Here is a 22,803-nt window from a genome sequence, read left to right on the forward strand (position 1 = left end):
TTCACAACCTTTCTCACATGATTTAAATAATCCTTAGTTCAACTTTAAGCGTTTACTAAATTAGCAAAAAAACTCTAAAGTTTGTGAAGTACACTCTATAATTTCGCTAGCTTTTTTTATATTGAAATTCATTTCCGTTTCCCCTTTTAGTAAGTAGCGCAAGTATATGTTCACACAGTTTAAGAAATCACATGCAGTTCCCAATATTATACATTGGTTTTTTAGAAATATAAATCGTTCAGCTTTTCATACGATAAGTTTTTTCAAGCATACAATTATTTTTTCATAAAAAGGAATATGGCTAATCATATTTTTTGGAGAATACACATTCTTGAAAATGAAGCTAATACGTTAAACGTCCTATGAAGTTCCTATTGTATCTCCACATAAACTCCAGATAGTACGGCTATAATGACTACCAGAGGTGATATTATGAAAAACTATCATATTCTCGTGGTAGAGGACGATCAAGAAATTCAGGAATTAATTAAACAATTTTTAATGACACAGCATTATACAGTGGTAGTCGCTTCAGATGGACTAGAGGGTATGACACAATTTAATAAGCAATCATTTGATTTAATTCTTCTAGATGTCATGATGCCCAATCTTAATGGATTTGAAGTTTCTAAAATGATTCGAAGTCAGTCAAACGTACCAATTATTATGCTAACTGCGTTGGAAGAAGAGGAAGATCAAATGAAAGGATTCGACCTTGGGATCGATGACTATATAACAAAGCCCTTTTCATTTCATGTTTTGATTAGACGAGTCGAAGCTGTACTTAGAAGAAGTTATGATAAAAATGTAAATAATCATTTGATATTTAAAGAAGTGCGTATTGATGTGGATGCATATAGAGTATATGTAAATGACGTTGAAATTATATTAACGACAAAAGAGTTTGAAATTCTACAACTACTATTTCAAAATGAGAGAAAAGTACTCACAAGAGAAAATATCGTTGAAAAGGTTTGGGGTTACGATTATTTTGGAGAAACACGAATAATTGATACACATATTAAAAACCTACGCAAAAAATTAGCTATCCCTTATATTAAAACAATAAAGGGTATTGGATATAAAATTGATGAATAGTATTGTGAAACTCATGAAAATGAAGCAAATTACTTATAAACTCTTTATGACTACATCTCTCATTTTATTATCCTTTGCAGTATTGATTTATTTAACTTTATACTTCTTTCTCCCTACGTTTTATGAGCAATATAAAACAGATCAACTTCAAACAGGGATAAACGAAATCATTGATAAGTCTAAAAATCTTACGTTTCAAGATGCGATACCACTTTTTGATGAATACGCCAAAAAAAATAATGCGATGCTTTATCTTCAAAATAAAGAAGGAGTAATTATTTACTCTCCTTCATTTTCTTTTATTCAAAGTGGTACCCAAAAAACAGTAGTTACTAAAGCAACACGATTCGAGAATGCAAGTACCCTTAGCAATTCATATAACGTTACGAAACCAATTCAATTTCAAGATGGTAGTTTAACGCTTGTAGTGTTTGCTACATTTCAACCGATTGATGAAGCTTCACAGGTTTTAGTACGCTTTCTCCCCTATATTAGTATCATTGTGCTTGTTATTGGTATAGGAAGTGCTTATTTTTATTCCAGGTTTATTACAAAGCCACTTATTTATATTAATGAAGGTGCACAAAAGATGGCAAATTTAGATTTCTCCGAAAAAATTGAGGTTCGCTCTACAGATGAGTTAGGAGAATTATCTAATAGTTTGAATGACATGTCTATTAACTTGCAACAAGCTATGTTTGATTTGAAAAAAGCAAATGAACAATTAAAAAATGATATTGAAAAAGAAAGAGAAATAGAAACAAAACGCAGAGAGTTTTTTGCGATTGTAGCACATGAATTAAAGTCCCCTCTTACTGTAATGAAAGGATACTTAGAAGGAATGATATACAATATTGGCCCTTATCAAAATCGCGATCAATATTTAAAGAAAAATCATCAAATTATTGAAAGTATGGAACAATTAGTTCGTGAAATTTTAAGCGTATCGAAATTAGAACAACACACCTTCAAACTAAAAGTAGAGGAAGTTAATCTTTCAAAGTTAATAGGTGCAATCACAAAAGATCTCGAATTTTTTGCTTCTCAAAAAAGCATTGAAATAATAAAAGAAATTGATTCTGACCTTTCTATTTATACCGATTGTGCTATTTTAGAAAAAGCATGTAAAAATATTATTCACAATGCGGTTATGTATTCACCACATAATGAAAAAGTCTATATAAAGTTAAGTGAGGATTCGAAACAAGGTCAAATCGAAATGCAAATTATAAATACAGGTGTCAATATTAAAGATGAAGATTTACAACAAATTTTCAAACCATTTTATCGAATTGAAAAATCAAGAAATCGAAATACTGGAGGAAATGGTTTAGGGCTATATATTGTTAAGCAAATTCTTGAAACGCTAGATATAAAGTATTCAATAAAAAATATGGAACATAGTGTGCAATTTTACATGAGTATTCCATTATCTAAACATAAAAACAAACAAACTCTCCTTTAAATAGGACGAGTTTGTTTGTTTTTGTAGTAAGTATAAATTTATTAACAGGTTTTTCACTTAATGGACAAATGCTGCTTCTTAAATGGCGATTATCATAAGTAGTGACAAACTGTATTCAATTTACATATTTATCTTCTACTATAATAGTAAAAAAACGAAATTCCGCTTAACAGCAAATTAGATTCTCTTATTCGAGATGCATTTCATCTATGAAGATGAAAAGGAAGATGAAAAATGCATATTTCCCTCCATTTTTCAGATTAATTTAGAATTCTTTTATGATAAGCTATATGTAAAGATTAAATATAAAACATAAAGGATGATTCATATGCAAATAAGACCAGAGGTAAGTGAATATAACTCCTATTATGCAACGTATACCAACTTGGTATCAGACGGAAATATCATACATATTCTAGAACAACAAATGAAGGAAACAAATCTTTTATTAAAGGGAATTTCTGATAGTGAGGGACTTTTCCGGTATGCTCCTACTAAATGGAGTATAAAAGAAGTAATCGGTCATATAGCAGATACAGAACGGATTATGGCGTATCGATTGCTATCAATCGCTCGAGGCGAGACAGCAGAACTTCCAGGCTATAATGATGATATGTATGTTCTTAGAGCTGGTTTTGATAAGCAATCTATGCAAAATCTTCTTGAGAATTTAATAGTTGTTCGCCAATCTACCTTGTATTTACTTAGAAGCTTAGATAAAGAAGCTTGGTCACAAAGAGGAAATGCGAATAATTCTGAAGTTACAGTTCGTGCATTAGCATACATCATTGCTGGTCATGAGCTTCATCACCTTCAAATTATAAAAGAACGTTACCTTGGTTCTGATTTATATCCAGCAACTTAATATTTGAAGAAAAAGAGTCCTATTTATGTAGTGCTCTTTTTCAGTATTTATAACGGATTAGCGCTTAGAACCATGGCAATTAAATGCATTTATTTATAAAATTCACCACATAATATTTATGCTATCCCCTCTTATTCTGTACATAATTTTCTTTAGGCTGATATACTATAAACGCAATAGTTCTGGAAAGGTGATGATAGTATGTATGAACAACAAAATAATAGAGATAGAGATCAAAAAATGATGTTTTCTATGCAGGGAGTTCCCTCAAATAAAATTAACATGAATCAATTACCTAAATGGATTAGAATTTTTGGCTATTGTGCGTTTGGTTGGATAATAGTATTTAGTTTAATTATGATTGTAGGTTTAATTCTGCAATAACTATACAGAGTAGGTAAACGGGACGATATTTAGGTCATACATCTAGGTAATGTCCCATTTTTTATGTGTGATTATCCCATGATATAGGCAACCAATTATAATAAAAAGAACCTGTAGAATATCCTACAAGTTCTTTTTATTATATTATTAAAACGGGAACAACAAACTATTTTAACATTCAGTACAGGGAGACCATTTTGATTATGGCTTGATTTTATTATAAATCAAATATAAGCTTTTGAAAGGTCTAGATTTTGAAAATTATGTGAATTGAAAAGCTACGATGTTTATATTAGATTTCATTTACGACCAACTTCTTCTTACTTAAATACACTGCACGATCTGATTTTTTAGCAACCTCCTGTGAGTGCGTCACAACAATAATGCATTTATTCTCTTTATGTGCAAGTTCTTGAAATAGTTCTATTATATCCATTGCAGTTTCCTCGTCGAGGTTTCCTGTCGGCTCATCTGCAATCAGTAAATCAACATTACAAGATAGTGCTCGAGCAATTGCTACACGCTGTTGTTGTCCACCGCTTAGTTGCAGGACGTTTCGTTTCGCTTCAACTTCTGTGAGTCCTACCCTTTCTAACAATTCTAATGCTCTTGCTGTTTTATTTTGCACTTTAACACCTGTAATTTCCATTGCTGTTAAGACATTTTGAAGAGCTGTCATATAGGTTATTAAGTTATAAGATTGGAAAATTACAGATACATTTTGATTACGGTATCGATCCAAACCAATTTTTCTAATATCTTTGCCATTATACAGTACATAACCATTTTTAGGGACATCTAGTCCACAACCTAAGCTTAGAGTTGTGGTTTTACCAGATCCAGATGGTCCTAAAATCGTGTAGAAATGTCCTTTTTGAAAAGAAAAGTTAACATTTTCTAGTATCGCTACATTTTTTCCATTACTTTCATAATAATAATCCAAATTTTTAAACTGTAAAATTGTCTCCATATCGAGCCTCCTCATTCATCTTTTAAAAGAATTTGTTTTGGGTTTAAACGTAGAATAGATAATGCCGGAAGAAGCGTTGCTATTATAGCAATAGCTAGTCCAATTCCACCCATTTTCCCTACATCTTCTCCTGTTACACTTACATCAATTTTATCAATTGGATCTTCTTTTTGATTTTGTAGAGTACCACCAGGTCCAGCCATCATTACAGTACCATGTTGCGAGGTATCTGTTTCTTCGCTTGCAGTAGCAATTTCATTCGAAAGTAAATTATCCCCGATATATTGAGAAACTTTAGCTCCTGTTGTTATAGATAATCCAAATGCTAAAATAGCGACACATACTACTTCTACTACGAACTGTGCCATCAGTTTCCACTTTTTCTCTCCAATGGACAATAGAATCCCCATTTCCTTACGACGTCCTTTAATTGATAGCATAATAATTAATCCTAAAATAATCGCACCTGCAATCGATACAATATAAATAATCATTTGAGAAGTCGAAGAGATATTTTCGATAGGACCAATCATTTGCTTGTACAATGAATCATGCGCATCTAATTTATAATAATTAAAATCAATATTAGATTTTTTTGCTTCTTTTTTAAATGCATCAATATATTGTGGATCATTCAAGAAATACACGACTTGAACACTACTTATACCTTGGTCTACTTCTAATTTTTTCATAGTTGAATGCGGCATATATAGTTTATTAGCTGGATCCATAATAGGAGGAGCCTGTTGACCCATTGCTTGCTCATTTGTTTCGTAAATACCGATAATTTCAACTTCAAGGGTTTCCTTCTTATCCCCTGATTGCACTTTAACTTTGTCTCCTAATTTCAAATTGTTTAATTCCGCTAATCGTTTTTCCATTAAAGCTACATTCTGATCCTTCATTTGCTCTGTTATTGGTTTTCCATCAATGATTTTACTTTTTCCGTTTTTAAAGCTTTCTTGTAATGCAGTCTTGCGAACTCCCTCAATCATAAAAGAAGCATTCATATCTATTTCTGTACCAGAGCTTGAACCGCCTCGCGCAGCCGTCATTCCCACTTTACCTTTTCCTTCTTCTTCTCCTTCTGAAGCTCCTACTAGTTTAAGCCCATCAGAAATACCGAAAGTGTTAGCTATGTAATTATAATCTTTTACATACTTGGACTTCGCTAATTGATCTGTTTCTTTTGCATCGAGCTGCGGCGGATTTGGCATTTCTCCAGTTTCCTTAGCTTTTTGACCTATTTTGTCGAAATCAAGACCTAAAGTAACATCTGCACCAAGTTTTTTTCTTGCAGCATCCGCTGCTTTTTTTGATGCATTTTGGATTGTGAAACCTGAAAGAACCAAATTTGTAACAATCAGAAAAACTGCCATCAAAATTAATGATGTTCCTATCCTTTTTTTCATACTGAGAATCGCTCGTTTCATAAAATTCATTTTTCTTACCTCCTTGATAACTTGTATTCTATATAGGTTATCTAGAGTTTATATGGAGCTAATCGGTAGTTTAACTAGAGATATAAGGAGTTTATGTGTAGTTATTCATTTACCTGTTCAAGAAAAACTAGAACACAAATTCAAAAATGCAGTCGTTTTTGAATATTGGTAAGGAGTTAGTCAATTTAAGAGATTTATAGAAAAGAGAGGTTAAGCTTAATTTAATGTATATAATATAAAAAATATATTTATTGTATAATTTCTATACAATAAATATAGAGAAGCTATTTGTGAATATCTAGATGGGAATTGTTAAGTTCCTCATAGAAATTACATCTTTTAATAAGAAAAGAAACAAGTTAACATTCTTCTTAAATTTTAATATAAATTATTTATAGTTTTATTTTATTGCAAGATTTATAATATAATATACAAATTTATCACCTATTTTTATAATTCAAGCACCTACTATTAGGAAAAGAGAATATTTCCCAATTAATTTAAAACATAAATTTTGTCTATGTTTTAAACAATATGTATTTTGGAGGAGGTTAATTTGATTTTTTCAAAACTCATTGATCGGTACGCCTTATATGATTTACACAAAAAAAGAAGTGTAGCGTTTCAGTTTACTTCCCTTTCTAACACTTCATTAAATATAAAGAACATAGAATCTTTTTATAAAGTAAAACCATCACATTTTCATTTTGACATTAAGCATTCAAAGCAGGAAAATGAATACATGGTTGGGCAATTCAACTATAAAAGTTCGGTTCAATCCGGTGATTCACACAACGACTCTGTAACTGGGGAATTATTCTTACATAAAAATGAAAATGCACCTCATGTTATCTTTGTTCACGGTTGGAGAATGGATTCTAACGAACGTGTGAAAAAAATATTCCACGATCATATGACCAGCCTGAAGTGGAATATGTATTATTTCACTCTACCCTATCATTTTGAAAGAAAACCCGATCAATCCTTATTCAGTGGAGAGTATATGGTAAGTGCAAATATTGAACGAACATTACAAGCAACTAGACAAGCGGTAGCTGATTTACGAGCTTTGATTAAATGGATTAAAGCAAATAAAAAGGGGCCCCTGATTCTAATAGGAATTAGTTTAGGCGGATTTATTACTAACTTAACCTCTCTTGTTGAAGAAGAGATTGATGTGTTAGCATCCATTTTCTATGCAAATCGACTTTCTTATTCTATTTGGAATACAACTCCAGGTAAATTTATTAGAGAAGACTTGGAACATCATGGTGTTACGTATGATGATTTAATAGATTATTGGAAAATCACTGAACCGAGTCAAGCATTACCAAAAGTACAAAAAGAAAATATTTTATTAATTTCAGGTAAGCACGATCTATATGTGCATTCTGAGGATACAGACTACTTGTGGGAAGCTTGGGAAAAACCTACACGATATATTTATACATGCGGGCATGCCGGGATCGTTCTTAAACGTAAAAAAATTGCAACTGATACTATCAATTTTATTCAAAATCGATTGAACGCCCCGCACTTATCCAATGCCATGCCTTAAATCGCGAGATTACTAAGTACAAAATCTTATACTTATATTGTTATATTTTTTACTAGTCACCTTTGTAAATCTTAGCCCCAAGCCTTACACGATTGAAAATGAAATAAAGTAAATAACTAAAGAACTAATTTACCATATGGAAAAACATCGCTCAGCATTTTCACCAGTGGTCCCTGTATATGCAATATTACATACAAAAATATTTATTTATTACGTTATTTATTTAAAAATAAATTATTCATCCATTAATCTATACCATCCTTATTTACATTTATGGATACCCTAATTACATATGAAAAAGAGAGAAGAACATTGGTTAGTTCTTCTCTTTTTGTTTATTTTTAAGGTAACTATCTATAAAATTTTGCTTTTCATAATTCTTCATGAGTCTAGAAAATAAATTTTTCTAATGTACATAATTACAACGACATTAAAACACTTTGCTCTTAAATCCGCTACTTGTATTATTAATTGCATGAAACTCCTTCTTGAGAAAGGTTTTAATTTCCGAATATTCTGTTGACCGTTATAACATATCCAATTTACAATTTAATTGTGGTGTTCTTTCACAATTAAACTACTTAGAATACACTTCATTTATTTGAAAACAATTACAAATAGAGGTGCTAAAATGAAAACTAGAGTAAATCCAGAATTATTACAAGGGTTAGAGATGTTTCCGGATCTCGATTTACGCCCAGAGAATTTGCAATCAATCAGAGAAGGAATAGCTCAAATGAGACCACCTACCGTTGTTGATGACTCTCTTTCTTTAACAGATAAAGTCATTGTTGGGCCTGATGATAATCCGTTACCATTACGAATTTATCGTCCAAAATCAAATCATGAATCTTTACCTGTCTTATTATGGATACATGGTGGAGGTTATATCTTAGGGTCTATAGATGATAACGATGATACTTGTATGAGGTTTGCAAAAGAAGCTAGCTGTGTGGTCGTGTCTGTAGACTACCGCTTAGCACCTGAACACCCTTACCCAGCACCAATTGAGGATTGTTATTCAGCTTTAAAATGGATTGCTGATAATGCAAAGTCATTAAACATTGATTCGAATCGAATTGGGGTTGCAGGAGTAAGCGCTGGCGGTGGACTAACAGCAGCATTATCATTATTAGCCCGAGATCGAAAATATCCTTCAATTTGTTTACAAATGCCACTATATCCAATGATTGATGACAGAAATGATACACCTTCAGCGAATGAAATTAAAGAGGGATTTGTTTGGAACCAAAAGGCAAATGAAGCTGGCTGGAAAATGTATTTAGGAGAAATGTATGGAACGGATCAAATCCCTGCCTATGCAGCACCTTCTCGAGCTGAGGATTATAGTGACTTACCGTATACTTACACATTTGTTGGTCAATTAGATCCATTCCGCAGCGAAACATTAACCTATATAAGCAAACTAGCACAAGCTGGTGTTGATGTGGAGTTTCATTTATATCCAAATGCCTATCACTGGTTTGAAGGGTTAAATCCAAATGCCGATGTATCTATTTATGCTGTGAACGAAATAGTACAAGCAATAAAGACTGGTTTCAAACGAGTATCCAAGGTTGAGGCTTAATCCCATTACAAGAGAAACACTTATAAATAGTATATATGTATTTATCATTTAAATATAATAGCCGATTCTAAATAAGAATCGGCTATTAATATGTAAAATCCGCCTAATATATCAAGGTTGAGAAACAGATATAAGATGTTTAGGCGATGTGTTTATTTCCTCTGCTAATGCTTTTATGTTCATCATGATTTGAAGTATTTCTTCTTTTGTTGTCCTTGGGTTGATAGAGCAAAGTCGAATTACTACTTTTTCTTTTAATTTAGTCGTACTTAGCATAGCAAATCCTCTTTGATTAATTTCTTCCACCAATTTTTTGTTTATTTCATGAATTGTATCTGTAGATGTTAGCTCACATGGAATATAACGAAAAGTAACAATTCCTAATTGGGCAGGTGTTACTACTTCCCAATCTTTTTCTTTCCTTAAAAACTCTTCAACTTGTTCAGCTAGCATAATGCCATGATCAATTGCCTCACGAAAAGCTGTAACTCCGAATGCTTTAAAAGAAAGCCATACCTTTAATGCTCTAAATCTACGAGAAAGTTCAATTCCACGCTCCCCAAAATTCACTTTTTCTTCTATATTAGTTTCTGTATCCTTAATATACTCTGGGATCATACGAAATGTTTCACTTAAATATTGGCTATTTCGAATAAGTACACAACCAACATCATAAGGCTGAAAAAGCCATTTGTGCGGGTCTAACGTTAAAGAATCGGCACGATGAATTCCACTTAATAACTCCCTTCCTTTTTCACTGAGAATTGCTGCAGCCCCATAAGCCCCATCCACGTGTAGCCATATATCTTCATCACCACATACATCAGCCAATTCATCGAGGGAGTCCACCGCTCCGCAATTCGTTGTCCCTGCATTAGCAATAACACAGAATGGTTTTTTCCCTTTTAATCGATCTTCTTTTATTTGTTTTCTTAAAGTACTAACTGAAATTTTTAAATCTTCATCTGTCTCAATTCGGCAAATTTGATGCTGTTTAAAACCTAATACTTTAAGTGCTCGATCTACAGAAAAATGAGTTTGGTTAGAAAAATAAACAATCGCATTTTCTATGTCATTATTCAGCTTGACCTGTCTCGCTACAGTAAGTGCAGTCAAATTAGCCATGGAACCACCACTGACAAATAGTCCTTCAGCTGAATCAGGGAATCCTAGCATTGATTTTAACCAGTTAATTGTCGTTAATTCAATTTGTTCGGCACCTGCACCTACTATCCAAGCTGTAGGAAATACATTAAACCCACTTGCTAAAAAATCTGCTAATACACCAACATAATTATTAGGACCTGGCACAAAAGCCATAAAATGAGGATGATCCACATGAGTAATTTGATTAAACACATTGTTATTAAGAAAATAAAGTAATTCTTTTGGATTAGATCCGTTTTCCGGAATCGTTTCAATTAGCTTGTCTCTAAAAATATTACTATCAATCGTTTCTGAAACTGGTTTACTTTTTAAATGATTCATATGATCAACAATCAAGTCAACCGCTTGATATCCTAACTGACGCATCTCTTCGGCTGATAACTGCAAGTTTTTTGTCATTTGATTTACTCCTATTCTATTTAAAAAGACGAGTTCTTGCTCGCCTTTTTAATTTTTATAATTTGTAATCACCAATTGCTTGTATTGGATTTTGAAGAATCATGTTGATTAATCCATGGATGTGATTTAATATTTCCTGTATTTTCTCTGCTTCATATACCGTTTGATCAAATCCAAACTTTATTGTAAGTTTTTCTTCAGGGAAGCACATAATTCCATACTTTACATGTGGCTCATCAACAACTTCGTAATCCGTGATAGCAAAATGTCTGTTTTCATTTGAAGAAAAGATTGCTGGATTAGTTGGATAGTTTTCAAAAACCCAAAGATGGTCAGTCAACTCAGTTTTTAATTCACTTTGCTTTTGTATATCAACAAATGAATAGTATGCATACTCATTACATTTCAATGTCTCTAGTTGTACCTTTTGCAGGAAATCCACAAAAGATTGCGTTTCTGTCCATGCTAATCGGATAGGCAAAACATTTGTGAACAGCCCGAACATATTTTCAATTCCTTCTACTTCGGGAGGTCTGACTGATACTAGATTAGGCAATACTACTTCTCTCGTTCCGTTAAATTTGCCAAGTAATATTCCCCATACAGCTAGTAGTGCTGTATTCATAGTTATATTGTTTTTAGTTACAAATGTCTGTAACTGATTAGTCAAATCCTTTTCTAATGTTAAATCCATAAAAGTGAAGTTTAACCCTTCACTTCTAGATGGGACTTTCTTTTTAGGAATACTAATTTTCTGATTGTATCCTGATAAATAATCCTGCCAAAAATGACGTGCTTTCTCATGATCTTGTGCCAAAGTCCAGTCTATGAATGTTTCAAAAGGTTTTACCATAGGTAACTCTGCCGTAGTTCCCGCATTTGTTGTTTCATAGAGCTGGAATAATTCGTCTATCAAAATGCTGACGCTCCAACCATCACATAATAGATGATGGGAACTCCAAATTACCTTATGCTCGTTATTACTTAGTTGGAATATACAGAGACGGGTCATAAGTTCATCATTTTTAAATCCTTGACTTAAATTTTCATTCATCCACTGATCTAGGAATTCTTGCTGTTCTTGTTTCGTCATCTCAATTAAGTTTTTTATTTCTGAATTTATTTGAACATCATATAGAACAGCTTGCCAAGGTTTTGCTTGTTCATCTTGCACAATTATTGTTCTTAAAGAATCATGACGATCAACTAATTGTTGGAAACACTGAATAAAGAGTTTAATATCCAGCTCCCCCTCAAGTGCCCAAATTGTTTGTTCAAAATATGCATTTGTATCAGGTTCATTCGTAGCGTGCTCATAAATAACTTCCTGGAAAGGTGCTAACGGATAAATACGTTCTATTTTTATATCCGGCATTTTTTCTTGTATTTTGGTAAGTGTATGTTGATTAAGTTGTTTATCTTTAACATTTAGTAATATAGCTTTATTATCGTTCATTATATTTACATCATTTGTTTGTGAACTTGAAAACTGGTCTAGCTTTTTAACAAATTGAACCATGTCCCTTAATATAGGAAATGAAAATAGATTTTTTGGTTCAAGCTCGAATCCTTGTCGATACAGTCTAACGGACACTTGAATCGCTTTTATCGAATCTCCACCTAAGGCGAAGAAATGATCATTTACTCCAACTTGATCTATTTTGAGTACTTCTTGCCAAATACTAGTTAATATTTTTTCCATTTCAGTTTTTGGGGCAATAAATACTTCATTTTTTTGTTTCTCCGGAGTAGGAAGCGCTTTTCTATCTAATTTCCCGTTTGGAGTCAGGGGTAATTGTTCCAAATAAACAAAATAAGAAGGAATCATATAATCTGGCAAGTGATCTCGCAAATGCTTTCGTAGTTCTGTTGTACTAATATTTTGCTCAGTTACCACATATGCAACTAAAAATTTTATTCCGTTCTCATCTGTTTGATCAATTACGACAGCATGTTCGACTTGTTTATAAGTTAGAAGACAATGAGAGATTTCTTCTAACTCTACTCGATATCCCTGAATTTTCACTTGGTAATCTTGGCGGCCTAAAAATTCAATATATCCCTCAGAATGCATTTTTCCACAATCTCCTGTTTTATATATAAGACCAAAATCAGGATGTGACACAAACGCTTCATTTGTTTTCTTTTCATCATTTAAATATCCTTTAGCAAGGCCCACTCCCCCGATATATAAATCTCCAATTACACCAACAGGGCACATTTTCTTTTCATAGTTCAACACATAATACGTTTGGTTTGCCAAGGGCATCCCGTATGGAATACTATTCCAATGTGATTCCACCTGTTTGACCGGATAATAAATTGACCAAATCGATGCTTCTGTTGCCCCTCCTAGTGAAACTACTTCTGCAATCGGAAAATGTCTTTTTATTTTTTCTGGTAAAGAAAGCGGAATCCAATCTCCACTATGTAAAACTAAACGTAAAGAAGGATATTCAAAATGAGAACCTACTTGATCCAATGCCAAATCCATGATTGCAGGCACTGTATTCCAAATTGTAATCCCTCTACGTTCGACAGTGCGGATTAATTCTTGCATGTCTCTCGGATCACGAATCATTACTAACATTGCACCTGTGCTTAAAGCTCCGAAAATATCGTATACAGATAGGTCAAAACACATGGAAGAGATACCAATAATACGATCATCTTCATTCACCTCATATTTTTGATTTATGTCTTGAATAGTATTTGTAACCGCTTGGTGAGTAATAATTACTCCTTTTGGTTTTCCTGTACTTCCTGAAGTGTATATAATATAGGCAATATCTTCTGAACCAGCAATAGCGGGCATATCTTCTGTTGTATAAAATGACAAATGATTTTCTTCATAAAGACTAGGTTCTAATAAAAGCTTGCATGAGCTATTTTTTAAAATATATGTTTGGCGATCTAAAGGATGATCGGGATCAATCGGAACATAAGCGGCACCTGATTTTAAAATACCTAACATATTAACAATTGTCTCAACTCGCCTTTTTGCTAAAAGACCCACTTTGTCACCTAGACCAATACCTTGCTCTTTTAAGAAGTGGGCAATTTGATTAGAACGTTTATGAAGTTCCGAGTATGTTAACCATTCTTGTTCAAATACCACTGCTACTTCATCCGGCGTACGTTTTACTTGGTCTGTAAATAATTGATACAGGGTAGTTGAAGGTATTTTTTCTGTTGTTTCATTGTATTGCTTAATTAGAGTTTGATCCGATTCTTTCATCTGCAAAGATGTTATATCGCTTTGTTTCACCAATTGTTCCAATAAGTCAACAAATTGGGAAAACATTGCTTCTATTACATCAACATCAAACAACTCTTCAACATAGTTCCAGCTAATTAATAACTCTCCATTTTTTTCAATTACTACATTATCCAAATACACTTGTGGAGTCCGAGCATGAATATAGCGAAGAGAACCAAGTTGTTCCCAAGAGAAAGCACCTGCACCTGCTAACATCGAGGTGAAAACGATTGGCATAACTGCTTTTGGCGTCATTTGATGATATCGAGTAAAATCTCGAATAAAGTTAACTCCATCGTAATGACGATGTTCAAGGCCATCTAATAAAGTAGCTTGCGTTTCTTTTACTCTAGTAAAGAAAGTTTGCTCTGATTTTACATCAACATCCAATAAAATAAGTGATGTGAAATCTCCAACAATCTGTTCTACTTCATCATGAACAGGATAACGGTTAAATACAGTCAAGTTAATTGCTAATCGACGTTGATTACTCCAATATGCCAACACATCACCATATATTGTACAAAGTAGAGCGGAAGGCGTTACCTCTTTCTCTTGTGCTAACTTTCGTAGCTTTGTCCATTTTTTATTATCCAGGATTTTTGTAAGTGATTGGAATTTAGGAGTAGCAATCTCTGCTGGATCCTTTTTTAACAGCAAAGAAGGTGCAAAAGGAAAGTCAGGAAGCTTACTTGTCCAATAATCTTTTGCTGTTTTATATTCTTCGCTTTGTTCCATTTCATCATAGATAAACATATAATCTTGAAAATCAAAAGATAAAGATTCTAATTTTTGATTTGGTTTATAATAATAATGCAACAAATCCTGTCCAACAATGTTCATGCTTGCTCCGTCCATTAATAAAGCATCGTATCGAAAACATAATAAATACGTGTCTTCTTTTAAAAGAAAAGCTTTCAATTCAAACAAAGGCCATTGCCCCAAAGGGAATACATGGTTAGTCATTCGAGAACGCTCTTCTTGTAAGCGAGCATTTTGATTCCTATCATCTAAATCTATGAGACTCACTATTTCAATCTCGTAATCAGGAACGCTTTGTAATATTTGCTGTTTTCCCTCTGGTAAAATTACAGCTCGCAACATTGGATGACGATGAATTACCTTTTGAAAACTTTTTGAAAGACGATTGATATCCAATGCTGTTTCATATTCAAAATATGTTTGAGGGGAAATACCACTTAATTCAAACTGTGAATTCCGTCCTATCATATACGCGGTCTGAACTTCTGTTAAGGAAAATGGCTTAGACAAATCTTTAACATGAGTTGGTCTACTTTCAAGGTTTTCCTCTTTATGCTCTAGCTTTACACAAGAACTCAGTTGAGCGATTGTGGGGTGCTTAAAAAAATCTGTTGTACTTATTTTTAAGCCGTCTTTTCTTAATAAATTAATTACCTGAAGTGCTTTAATAGATTCTCCTTTTAATGCAAAAAAATTATCATGAATACCGATTCCCTCGATCTCCATAACTTTTTCCCATGCACGCACTAATTTTTGTTCAAGTTCATTGCGCGGAGCAACGTATGGAATTGATACATAATCTGTTTGTGTTATATCCAACAATCTTTTTCTATCCACTTTTCCATTTGGATTCAATGGAATCTCTTCTACCTGAATCATTTTTTCAGGAATCATAAACTCAGGTAATTTATCACTTAAATATTTTCTGATTTCACCAAAAGACACCTTGTTATCCGATACATAGTAGGCAGCTAATAATTTCCTATTTCCATACACTTGATCAACAACGATAGCCTGGTTTATTTCTGGATATTCCCTTAATCGAGTTTCGATTTCTCTTAATTCAATCCGATACCCCCGAATTTTCACTTGATGATCCATTCGACCTAAATATTCAAGTTCTCCATTAGGCAACCAACGAACGAGATCACCTGTATGATACATCATTTCCCCTGCCGCAAAAGGACTCGGTACAAACTTTTCATCTGTCAGTTTATTTTTACCAAGATACCCTCGTGCTACCGCTACGCCAGCAATGCAGAGTTCACCGGGAATTCCAAATGGTTTTAATTGGCCATACTTATTCAATATATAGGAATGATAATTCGGGTTAGGTTTGCCAATCGTAACTTCTTTGGAAGTGCTCAAGTCTTTTACTGTTGCGCAAATGGTTGTTTCTGTGGGACCATAAATATTTAAAATTGTTGCTTCACTGATACAACGAATTTTTTCAACCAAATCAATGGGAAATGATTCTCCTGCTAATAAAATAGATTTTAAATCTTTTAGAAAATTTGCCCCTTCTGGATCACTCAAAATCACTTCCATTCGCGATGGCGTTGATTCCCATAAATCCACCTTATGTTTTTTGACTAAAAGAGCCAATTCTTTTGTTGCAAACTGGTCCTCTGTAGCAATTACTACTTTTGAACCTTGCGTTAAAGGAAGACATATTTCTAACAAGGAAATATCAAAAGATACACTAGCAAGAAACAAGAATGATTGATTAGCTTTTACTTTTTCTCTCATTACATTTAAAAAATGAACTAGCGATTTTTGTTCGATCATTACCCCTTTTGGATTTCCTGTCGATCCTGATGTGTAAATAACATAAGCCAAATCATTAGGATTATGTTCTCGTACTAAATTACTTTCTTCACCTTGGAAAAGATATTCTTTATCAAGATACAGTACTTCACCCGCAAATTGCGGCAATACTTCCTCTGTTCGCTTACTAAGTAAATATTTTGCTTGACTATCTTGTAACATATATTCAATTCGTTCAGTTGGGTAGTTAGGGTCGATTGGTAAATACGCTGCTCCTGCTTTTAAAATCCCCATCATACCAATAATCATTTCTAATGACCGATCTACCATAACGCCAATAATACTTTCTTTTGAAACACCTTTACTTTGAAGAATAGAAGCCAATTGATTCGCTTTCTTATTCAATTCTCTATATGTCAAAGATTGATCATTACAAACAACAGCAATTTGATCTGGAGTTTTTAATACTTGCGCTTCAAACAAATCTTGAAATGATTGAAACAAATCTATGCCCGTTTGAAAAGTATTCAATCCTTCTAACAACTCTTTTTCTTCTTCTGCAATAATACAAATATCTTTCAATGCCAAATTCGGATTTTGTGAAACTTGCTTTAAAACATAACAATACGAATTGGCAAACTGTTGCAAAGAAGAGAATGAACGGGACTTGCAAGAAATTTGAAATTCAAATTCATTATGTATTTCATTCCATTTTCTTCGTATCCATAGGACTAAATTATTCTCTGCGTATTCTTCTAGCGAATTTTCATTATGTAATCCTTCCATCCCGATTACAATTTGAAAAGGAGTTAAATTGTGTTTAACTAATAATTCAGAGAGCGGATACTCCTGATTTTCATACCCGAATAAAGTCGTTTGTTCAATCTCATTTACTAATTGTTTAAAGGTGTGATGCGGATGGATTTCACTTCCTAAAGGAATCAACTTATTAAGATTCTCACTTTGTTCAAGATTCTTTTCAATTATAGGAATACCAATAGTAATTCTTTCTTGGTCTGTATAATGTGCCAAACAAACCCTTAAAGCGGCTTGAAACCAGCTAAATAATAATAAATCTTGAGACTTACTTATTTTTTGTATACTTTTACTAAATTCTACATTCACTATGACTTGAACGTACTCACAAGGTATTTCTTTATTTAGTTGGTAATCGCTATTAAATTTAAATACAGAAAAATCGAGAATCTCGGAAGATAATTGCTCCTTCCAAAACGCTTCTACTTCTTTATTTTCATGAATCGAACTTCGATCTTTAATGTGCATTTTTATCTTTATCCCCCTAATATTCATTTCTTCTACTCGTTAATTTTTAAGCCAACTTCAAGCCCATGGAGAAACACTTGATGATTATCCAAACATAAAAATTGCTGAATATCTTCAAATTTCATATGACCAACTGAACAAACCCCTAAATTTAATGTCTCAGCAACTATATTTAAGGTAGCAGTGATAATGCCTGACTCAATACAAGCAAATAAATATCCATCTGAACCGTATTTCGGGATGGAAGCGTTCGCATTATAAACCAAATAAACTGAGAAGGCAGATTGAGTAAATAAATCCTGATTAATTAACTCATGATCACTTTTGATTACTTGATCAATGCTATTTACAATCACAAGACTATTTTTTGATGGGTTATAATAATAAAATCCAGCTTTCATACCCTCTATACGTTTTGGTTTTACATAAACAAAGATATCAATGGGATAGAGCCCGCCTGCACTTGCGTAATGATAGTATATTTTTTCTTCCCTAACCTGTTTTAGAGTTGATAAGAATCGGGAAAATTCCGAAAAACTAATATGTTTTTCCATATCAAATTGACGACAAGATCTACGTTCCTTGATTATAGTAGGTAGCTCATTTGTTGTTTCAAGTTGAATTTCGGTCGACCGTGCAGCAACGTGCGTGCGATTTAATTGTTCACTCATATACTTATCTAACTTTTCTTTAGAAAAGCGAATCTGGTTGCTATATGGATTGGAAAAAATCTTTTCTTGTGAAGAAAATACTTCTCTTGGGTGTAATATGTTACTTACTAACACACGATTTTTTATCATGAGCTCTATGTTTTTGTGTGTCTCTTCTACATTTCCTAATGAAAAGCGCTCTACTAGTTCACTGATTTTCACACCTTTTTGAGCCATAAAATAAAAATCAGGAAACCACTCAGACAGAATACCTGTAAATCTCATTTCCCCGATCAAAACTTCATTATGCAACTTCTCCCAATGCTTAATCGGAGACCAGTAATAAATTTTCTCGCTCATATAACCCTCCATAAACGTTTAACTTATTTTTGAAATGCAATTTTCTAATCTACAAAATTTTTTTTAGATTCTGCTCCTTGTCTCATAGTGATTATAAATACATGCACTTTAACGAAACTTGAAAATAATGAAATAACTTTTTCTTCATTAAAATTTTTTATTTCATCATAAAAAATGATTTTTTTTTGGATATTTCACATCCTTTCCCATAGTAATCCTATAAGATATAAACCATTTATAACATTGAGAATATTCATGTATTTCCAATGTGAAATTATTGTAATGGATTGGAGAGCGGTTGAATATAGTTATTAAATCAAATAATGTTGAGAAAGTTTTATTTATTATATCGATAAAATTTTATGATGTAATTTATTACAAATAGATTAAGAAAAGAGTTTTAAATTTTTCTTAATCAGTTAGTGTGAAAATATCACATACTATTACATACAATCGAGTTACTTACATTTCATATTCAAAATAGAGAAAAGACACCTTGAATGGTGTCTTTTCTCTATTTTAATTCCATATACTTTTTACGCCTTTGTTATTTTTAAACGATTTGTAGGAATTAATACAACTCGAACATCTAGTTCGTTATATGTTCGAATATATAATAAACATTATCTGAATTACGAATGTATTTCAGATAATTTTATAAATAAACTCAAAGATATCTTCTTCTCCTACTGCCATAAAAGAAATAATCTATTGCTTATTTCTTTTATTAAATTGTAATATAATTACAGTATGTGAAATTATATTACATTAACTTTAAAAGCGAAGTGAGAATAATCTTCACTTCGCTTTTTTCATTTGCAATCCTTGTTAAATTTGCTCAATGCAGTATTTATTTCCACATTCTTCGCTTTTATTTAATCGGTTTCTCTGTTTTTAAGACAAATGAACTTAATGCAGGAACTTTAATTTTATTGTCATGGACAACATAAAGTGGTTTACTTCCCGCCTGCTTGCTGTCTACTAGTACTTTCCAAGGCCCTTTCGATGGAAGTGTTATTTCAACAGCTTCTCTATTTGCATTGTGAGCCACTGTAAAGTATTCATTTTTATTCCCCTCTATTGTATAAGCTACAGTATTTTTCGGAGCATCAATAAATGATACGTGTGTTTTTATTTGCTCTGCAGATGTCATTCGAAAAGCTGAGTACTTTTTGCGTAATTCTATTAAACCCTTCATATGATCTACTTCATTATTAAACGTTGCACGGCGCAGCCAATCCATCTGGTTAATTGAGTCTGGAGATTTGTAACTATTATGATCACCGTATTTCGTCCGCATAAACTCTTGCCCTGCATGTAAAAATGGAATTCCTTGTGATGTTAATAAAATCGAAGAAGACAATTTGTGCATTTGTGTTCGCGCTTCATCGCTGTCACCTGGATTAGTTAACTCAAGTTTATCCCATAATGTATGATTGTCATGTGCTTCCACATAAGTTAATACCTGTTCCGGATCTTGATAGGTAGACGAATTTGTATCATAGTCAATACCTGCCGTAATACCTTTTTTAATACGATTTTCCATGTTTTCCTTTCCATTTATAAAGCCATTTTCTTTTTCCTCAAATACACTACCTTTCAACCCATCACGTATATTATCGTTAAAATGAGCAATCCCTTTCATTTTCTCTGCATTTTTTTGATTTGCTTTCAGCTCAGCTGCAAGAGGTGTATTTAAATCCCATCCTTCTCCGTGTAGTATAATAGAAGGGTCAATTTGATTAACAGCTTTACGTATTTCATTCATCGTTTCATAATCATGAATACCCATTAAATCAAAACGGAATCCATCTAAATTGTATTCTTTTGCCCAATATGTGACGGAATCTATCATAAATTTCCTCATCATTTTTCTTTCTGAAGCAGTATCATTTCCTACTCCAGTTCCATTTGCAAATGTTCCATCTTCATTGTAACGATAATAATAACCTGGAACTAACTTATGAAAATTAGATTCAGCAGCATTATACATATGGTTATATACTACATCCATCACTACTCGAAGATTATTACCATGTAGTGTTTGAACCATTTGCTTTAATTCAGTTATTCGCACAGTCGGCTCATAAGGATTTGTAGAATAGGAGCCTTCTGGAACGTTGAAATTTTTAGGATCATATCCCCAGTTATATTGCGGTTCATTTAAAGTCTCTTCATTTACTGAAGCATAATCAAATATCGGTAAAAACTGAACGTGAGTAACACCAAGGTCCTTTATATGATCAAGTCCTGTTTTTACACCTCCTGGCCCTTTTGTTCCTTTTTCTGTTACACCTAAATACTTCCCTTTCTGTTTAATACCACTTTCAGGTTGAATGGAAAGATCGCGTACATGTAACTCATAAATAATAGCATCTTCCGGATTTTTAAATTTTGGCTTTTTGTTTGCTTTCCATTTTTTCGGATTTGTTTCTTCTAAATTAACGACTGCACCTTTATCCCCATTTACAGAAGCAGCACGCACATATGGATCAACCGCTTCAGTCCACTTATCACCAATTTTGACCTTATACGTATAAAAGAGCCCTTTTTGGTTCCCCTTTAGTTCTGCTGTCCAAGTTCCCTTTTCACCTTGTTGCATGTTTATTTCAGTACCTATTTTATCGTTCCATTTTTTATATGTAACTAACTTCGCTTCACTTGCAGTAGGAGCCCATACACGGAACTTTGTATGTTGCGGAGTATATGTATTCCCTAAATCGTTACCACTATAATAAAATAAATTATCAAATTCCTCGCTACGAATGACTTTACCAATTTCAGTATTCGTATCAGCTAAGTTTTCTATTTTAAGTTTGTATGTTTGTTTTAAATCAATTTTCTGTTCCGTAATTATTTTAACCTTATTAGTAATATCTCCACTGTTTATATCATAAGGACTAATATCCTTAATTTTAATGCCTTCAATTTCAATTTTCTTTTCCCTAATATTAAATGGGACATTAGTCGTTACAGTAATTTCATGGAAACTATCAATAGTTGCTTTTTGAATTGAGAGATCCGATGAAGGTTTAGAGTTATATACTTTTTCATCACCCGAAAGAATCCATACTTCAGCACGACCGTCCTTTATATTTTCAATCCAACGATCTCCACCATCTTTTTCCCATTCATTTGTTCGAACTATAAATCCTACACGATTATAGTCACCGTCTATTTTTATCTTAGCGTATTTTCCAAATTCATCTTCACCAGTAAATTCATAAGATGTACCATTTGCATTTTCACCCCATAACCAAAGATTCCAGTCTTTTGTATTTCCAAGCTTCTCTTTGTAATGAATGATAATTTCAGTTGTTTTCGAATTTGAAATTGCCTTCACACTCTGAAAGGAGAAAACAGATGATAACATAACGATTATGGTAAGTAATAAGAATGATTTGTTAATTAACCTTTTTGTAATTTGCACCACATACACCCTTTCTTCAAATATTACTAGCGATTTATTATGCTTACACTGAATAACACTGCTTAAATTAATCTAGAAATCTCTTTTAATTCACCTCCATATTGGCTATTTTCACGTATGTATTTCAATGACCTTTTAATACGAAAGCGTTTGCATTAATGCTTAAAAAAATAGATTTGTTAATGCCTTCATATGTTTGTAAATGCTAAAAGGTCAGGGAAATCATTTTAAAGCAATCGTTTGTTATCGCTTTCATTTTATAGACTTTCTATCAAGAGGTCAATATATTATTAATTTTCTGTTTTTATACACTTTAAACCTTATTGATTTGTCACTACTTCTTAAAGAGAAAACG

The 22,803-nt window shown here is 32.7% G+C and carries 12 protein-coding genes; 6 read left to right on the top strand and 6 right to left on the bottom strand.

The genetic code is table 11. The features are described from left to right. Window positions 1–432 precede the first annotated feature (432 nt). The 4 genes from MKY21_RS13600 to MKY21_RS13615 all read left to right on the top strand — a co-directional run bounded on the left by MKY21_RS13600 (window position 433) and on the right by MKY21_RS13615 (window position 3,812). Window positions 433–1,098, top strand: a complete 666-nt coding sequence (locus tag MKY21_RS13600) for a response regulator transcription factor (RefSeq protein ID WP_000800727.1) — start codon at window positions 433–435, stop codon at window positions 1,096–1,098. Next, window positions 1,091–2,563 carry a sensor histidine kinase gene (locus MKY21_RS13605; RefSeq protein WP_341076523.1) on the top strand — a complete coding sequence of 491 codons (1,473 nt, stop codon included), beginning with the start codon at window positions 1,091–1,093 and terminating at the stop codon, window positions 2,561–2,563. Before MKY21_RS13600 ends, MKY21_RS13605 begins: the two co-directional genes overlap by 8 nt. Before the next feature lie 328 nt (window positions 2,564–2,891). Then, window positions 2,892–3,428: a DinB family protein gene (locus MKY21_RS13610; RefSeq protein ID WP_001167106.1), complete on the top strand. Its 537-nt coding sequence runs from the start codon at window positions 2,892–2,894 to the stop codon at window positions 3,426–3,428. Window positions 3,429–3,629: 201 nt separating this feature from the next. Further along, window positions 3,630–3,812 (top strand): hypothetical protein, encoded by a 183-nt coding sequence (locus MKY21_RS13615; protein WP_000273229.1) that lies wholly within the window; start codon window positions 3,630–3,632, stop codon window positions 3,810–3,812. 292 nt (window positions 3,813–4,104) lie between these two features. On the opposite strand, the gene MKY21_RS13620 is transcribed toward MKY21_RS13615, so the two are convergent. Together MKY21_RS13620 and MKY21_RS13625 are read right to left on the bottom strand one after the other, a co-directional pair. Further along, complete coding sequence (locus tag MKY21_RS13620) at window positions 4,105–4,782, bottom strand: ABC transporter ATP-binding protein (protein ID WP_000447863.1); 678 nt, start codon at window positions 4,780–4,782, stop codon at window positions 4,105–4,107. A gap of 11 nt (window positions 4,783–4,793) precedes the next feature. Next, on the bottom strand, window positions 4,794–6,224 hold the full coding sequence (locus tag MKY21_RS13625) for an ABC transporter permease (RefSeq protein WP_086423213.1): 1,431 nt from the start codon (window positions 6,222–6,224) through the stop codon (window positions 4,794–4,796). 556 nt (window positions 6,225–6,780) lie between these two features. On the opposite strand from MKY21_RS13625, the gene MKY21_RS13630 reads away from it, so the two are divergent. Together MKY21_RS13630 and MKY21_RS13635 are read left to right on the top strand one after the other, a co-directional pair. Further along, complete coding sequence (locus MKY21_RS13630; RefSeq protein WP_061663157.1) at window positions 6,781–7,782, top strand: alpha/beta hydrolase; 1,002 nt, start codon at window positions 6,781–6,783, stop codon at window positions 7,780–7,782. A 631-nt stretch (window positions 7,783–8,413) separates the two neighbouring features. Continuing rightward, window positions 8,414–9,370 (top strand): alpha/beta hydrolase, encoded by a 957-nt coding sequence (locus MKY21_RS13635; RefSeq protein ID WP_341076527.1) that lies wholly within the window; start codon window positions 8,414–8,416, stop codon window positions 9,368–9,370. A 111-nt stretch (window positions 9,371–9,481) separates the two neighbouring features. Here the strand turns inward: MKY21_RS13635 and MKY21_RS13640 are convergent, their stop codons facing one another. The 4 genes from MKY21_RS13640 to pulA form a co-directional block, all read right to left on the bottom strand. Continuing rightward, a complete protein-coding gene (locus MKY21_RS13640) occupies window positions 9,482–10,936 on the bottom strand; it encodes a pyridoxal phosphate-dependent decarboxylase family protein (protein WP_136986620.1) in 1,455 nt (484 codons plus the stop codon). A 55-nt stretch (window positions 10,937–10,991) separates the two neighbouring features. Next, window positions 10,992–18,008, bottom strand: a complete 7,017-nt coding sequence (locus MKY21_RS13645) for an amino acid adenylation domain-containing protein (RefSeq protein ID WP_341076531.1) — start codon at window positions 18,006–18,008, stop codon at window positions 10,992–10,994. Between the two features lie 32 nt (window positions 18,009–18,040). Continuing rightward, complete coding sequence (locus tag MKY21_RS13650) at window positions 18,041–19,018, bottom strand: SagB/ThcOx family dehydrogenase (protein WP_061663155.1); 978 nt, start codon at window positions 19,016–19,018, stop codon at window positions 18,041–18,043. An 871-nt stretch (window positions 19,019–19,889) separates the two neighbouring features. Then, entirely contained in the window at window positions 19,890–22,448 is a 2,559-nt protein-coding gene (gene pulA, locus MKY21_RS13655) for a type I pullulanase (protein ID WP_341076532.1), read from the bottom strand. Window positions 22,449–22,803 lie beyond the last annotated feature (355 nt).

The sequence above is a fragment of the Bacillus sp. FSL R9-9497 genome (assembly GCF_038005805.1).
Taxonomy (GTDB): domain Bacteria; phylum Bacillota; class Bacilli; order Bacillales; family Bacillaceae_G; genus Bacillus_A; species Bacillus_A cereus.

Bases quoted from the DNA above. Each gene is read 5' to 3' on its own strand.
- MKY21_RS13600 (WP_000800727.1), top strand. From the start codon at position 433: ATGAAAAACTATCATATTCTCGTGGTAGAGGACGATCAAGAAATTCAG.
- MKY21_RS13605 (WP_341076523.1), top strand. From the start codon at position 1,091: ATGAATAGTATTGTGAAACTCATGAAAATGAAGCAAATTACTTATAAA.
- MKY21_RS13610 (WP_001167106.1), top strand. From the start codon at position 2,892: ATGCAAATAAGACCAGAGGTAAGTGAATATAACTCCTATTATGCAACG.
- MKY21_RS13615 (WP_000273229.1), top strand. From the start codon at position 3,630: ATGTATGAACAACAAAATAATAGAGATAGAGATCAAAAAATGATGTTT.
- MKY21_RS13620 (WP_000447863.1), bottom strand. From the start codon at position 4,782: ATGGAGACAATTTTACAGTTTAAAAATTTGGATTATTATTATGAAAGT.
- MKY21_RS13625 (WP_086423213.1), bottom strand. From the start codon at position 6,224: ATGAATTTTATGAAACGAGCGATTCTCAGTATGAAAAAAAGGATAGGA.
- MKY21_RS13635 (WP_341076527.1), top strand. From the start codon at position 8,414: ATGAAAACTAGAGTAAATCCAGAATTATTACAAGGGTTAGAGATGTTT.
- MKY21_RS13640 (WP_136986620.1), bottom strand. From the start codon at position 10,936: ATGACAAAAAACTTGCAGTTATCAGCCGAAGAGATGCGTCAGTTAGGA.
- MKY21_RS13645 (WP_341076531.1), bottom strand. From the start codon at position 18,008: ATGCACATTAAAGATCGAAGTTCGATTCATGAAAATAAAGAAGTAGAA.
- MKY21_RS13650 (WP_061663155.1), bottom strand. From the start codon at position 19,018: ATGAGCGAGAAAATTTATTACTGGTCTCCGATTAAGCATTGGGAGAAG.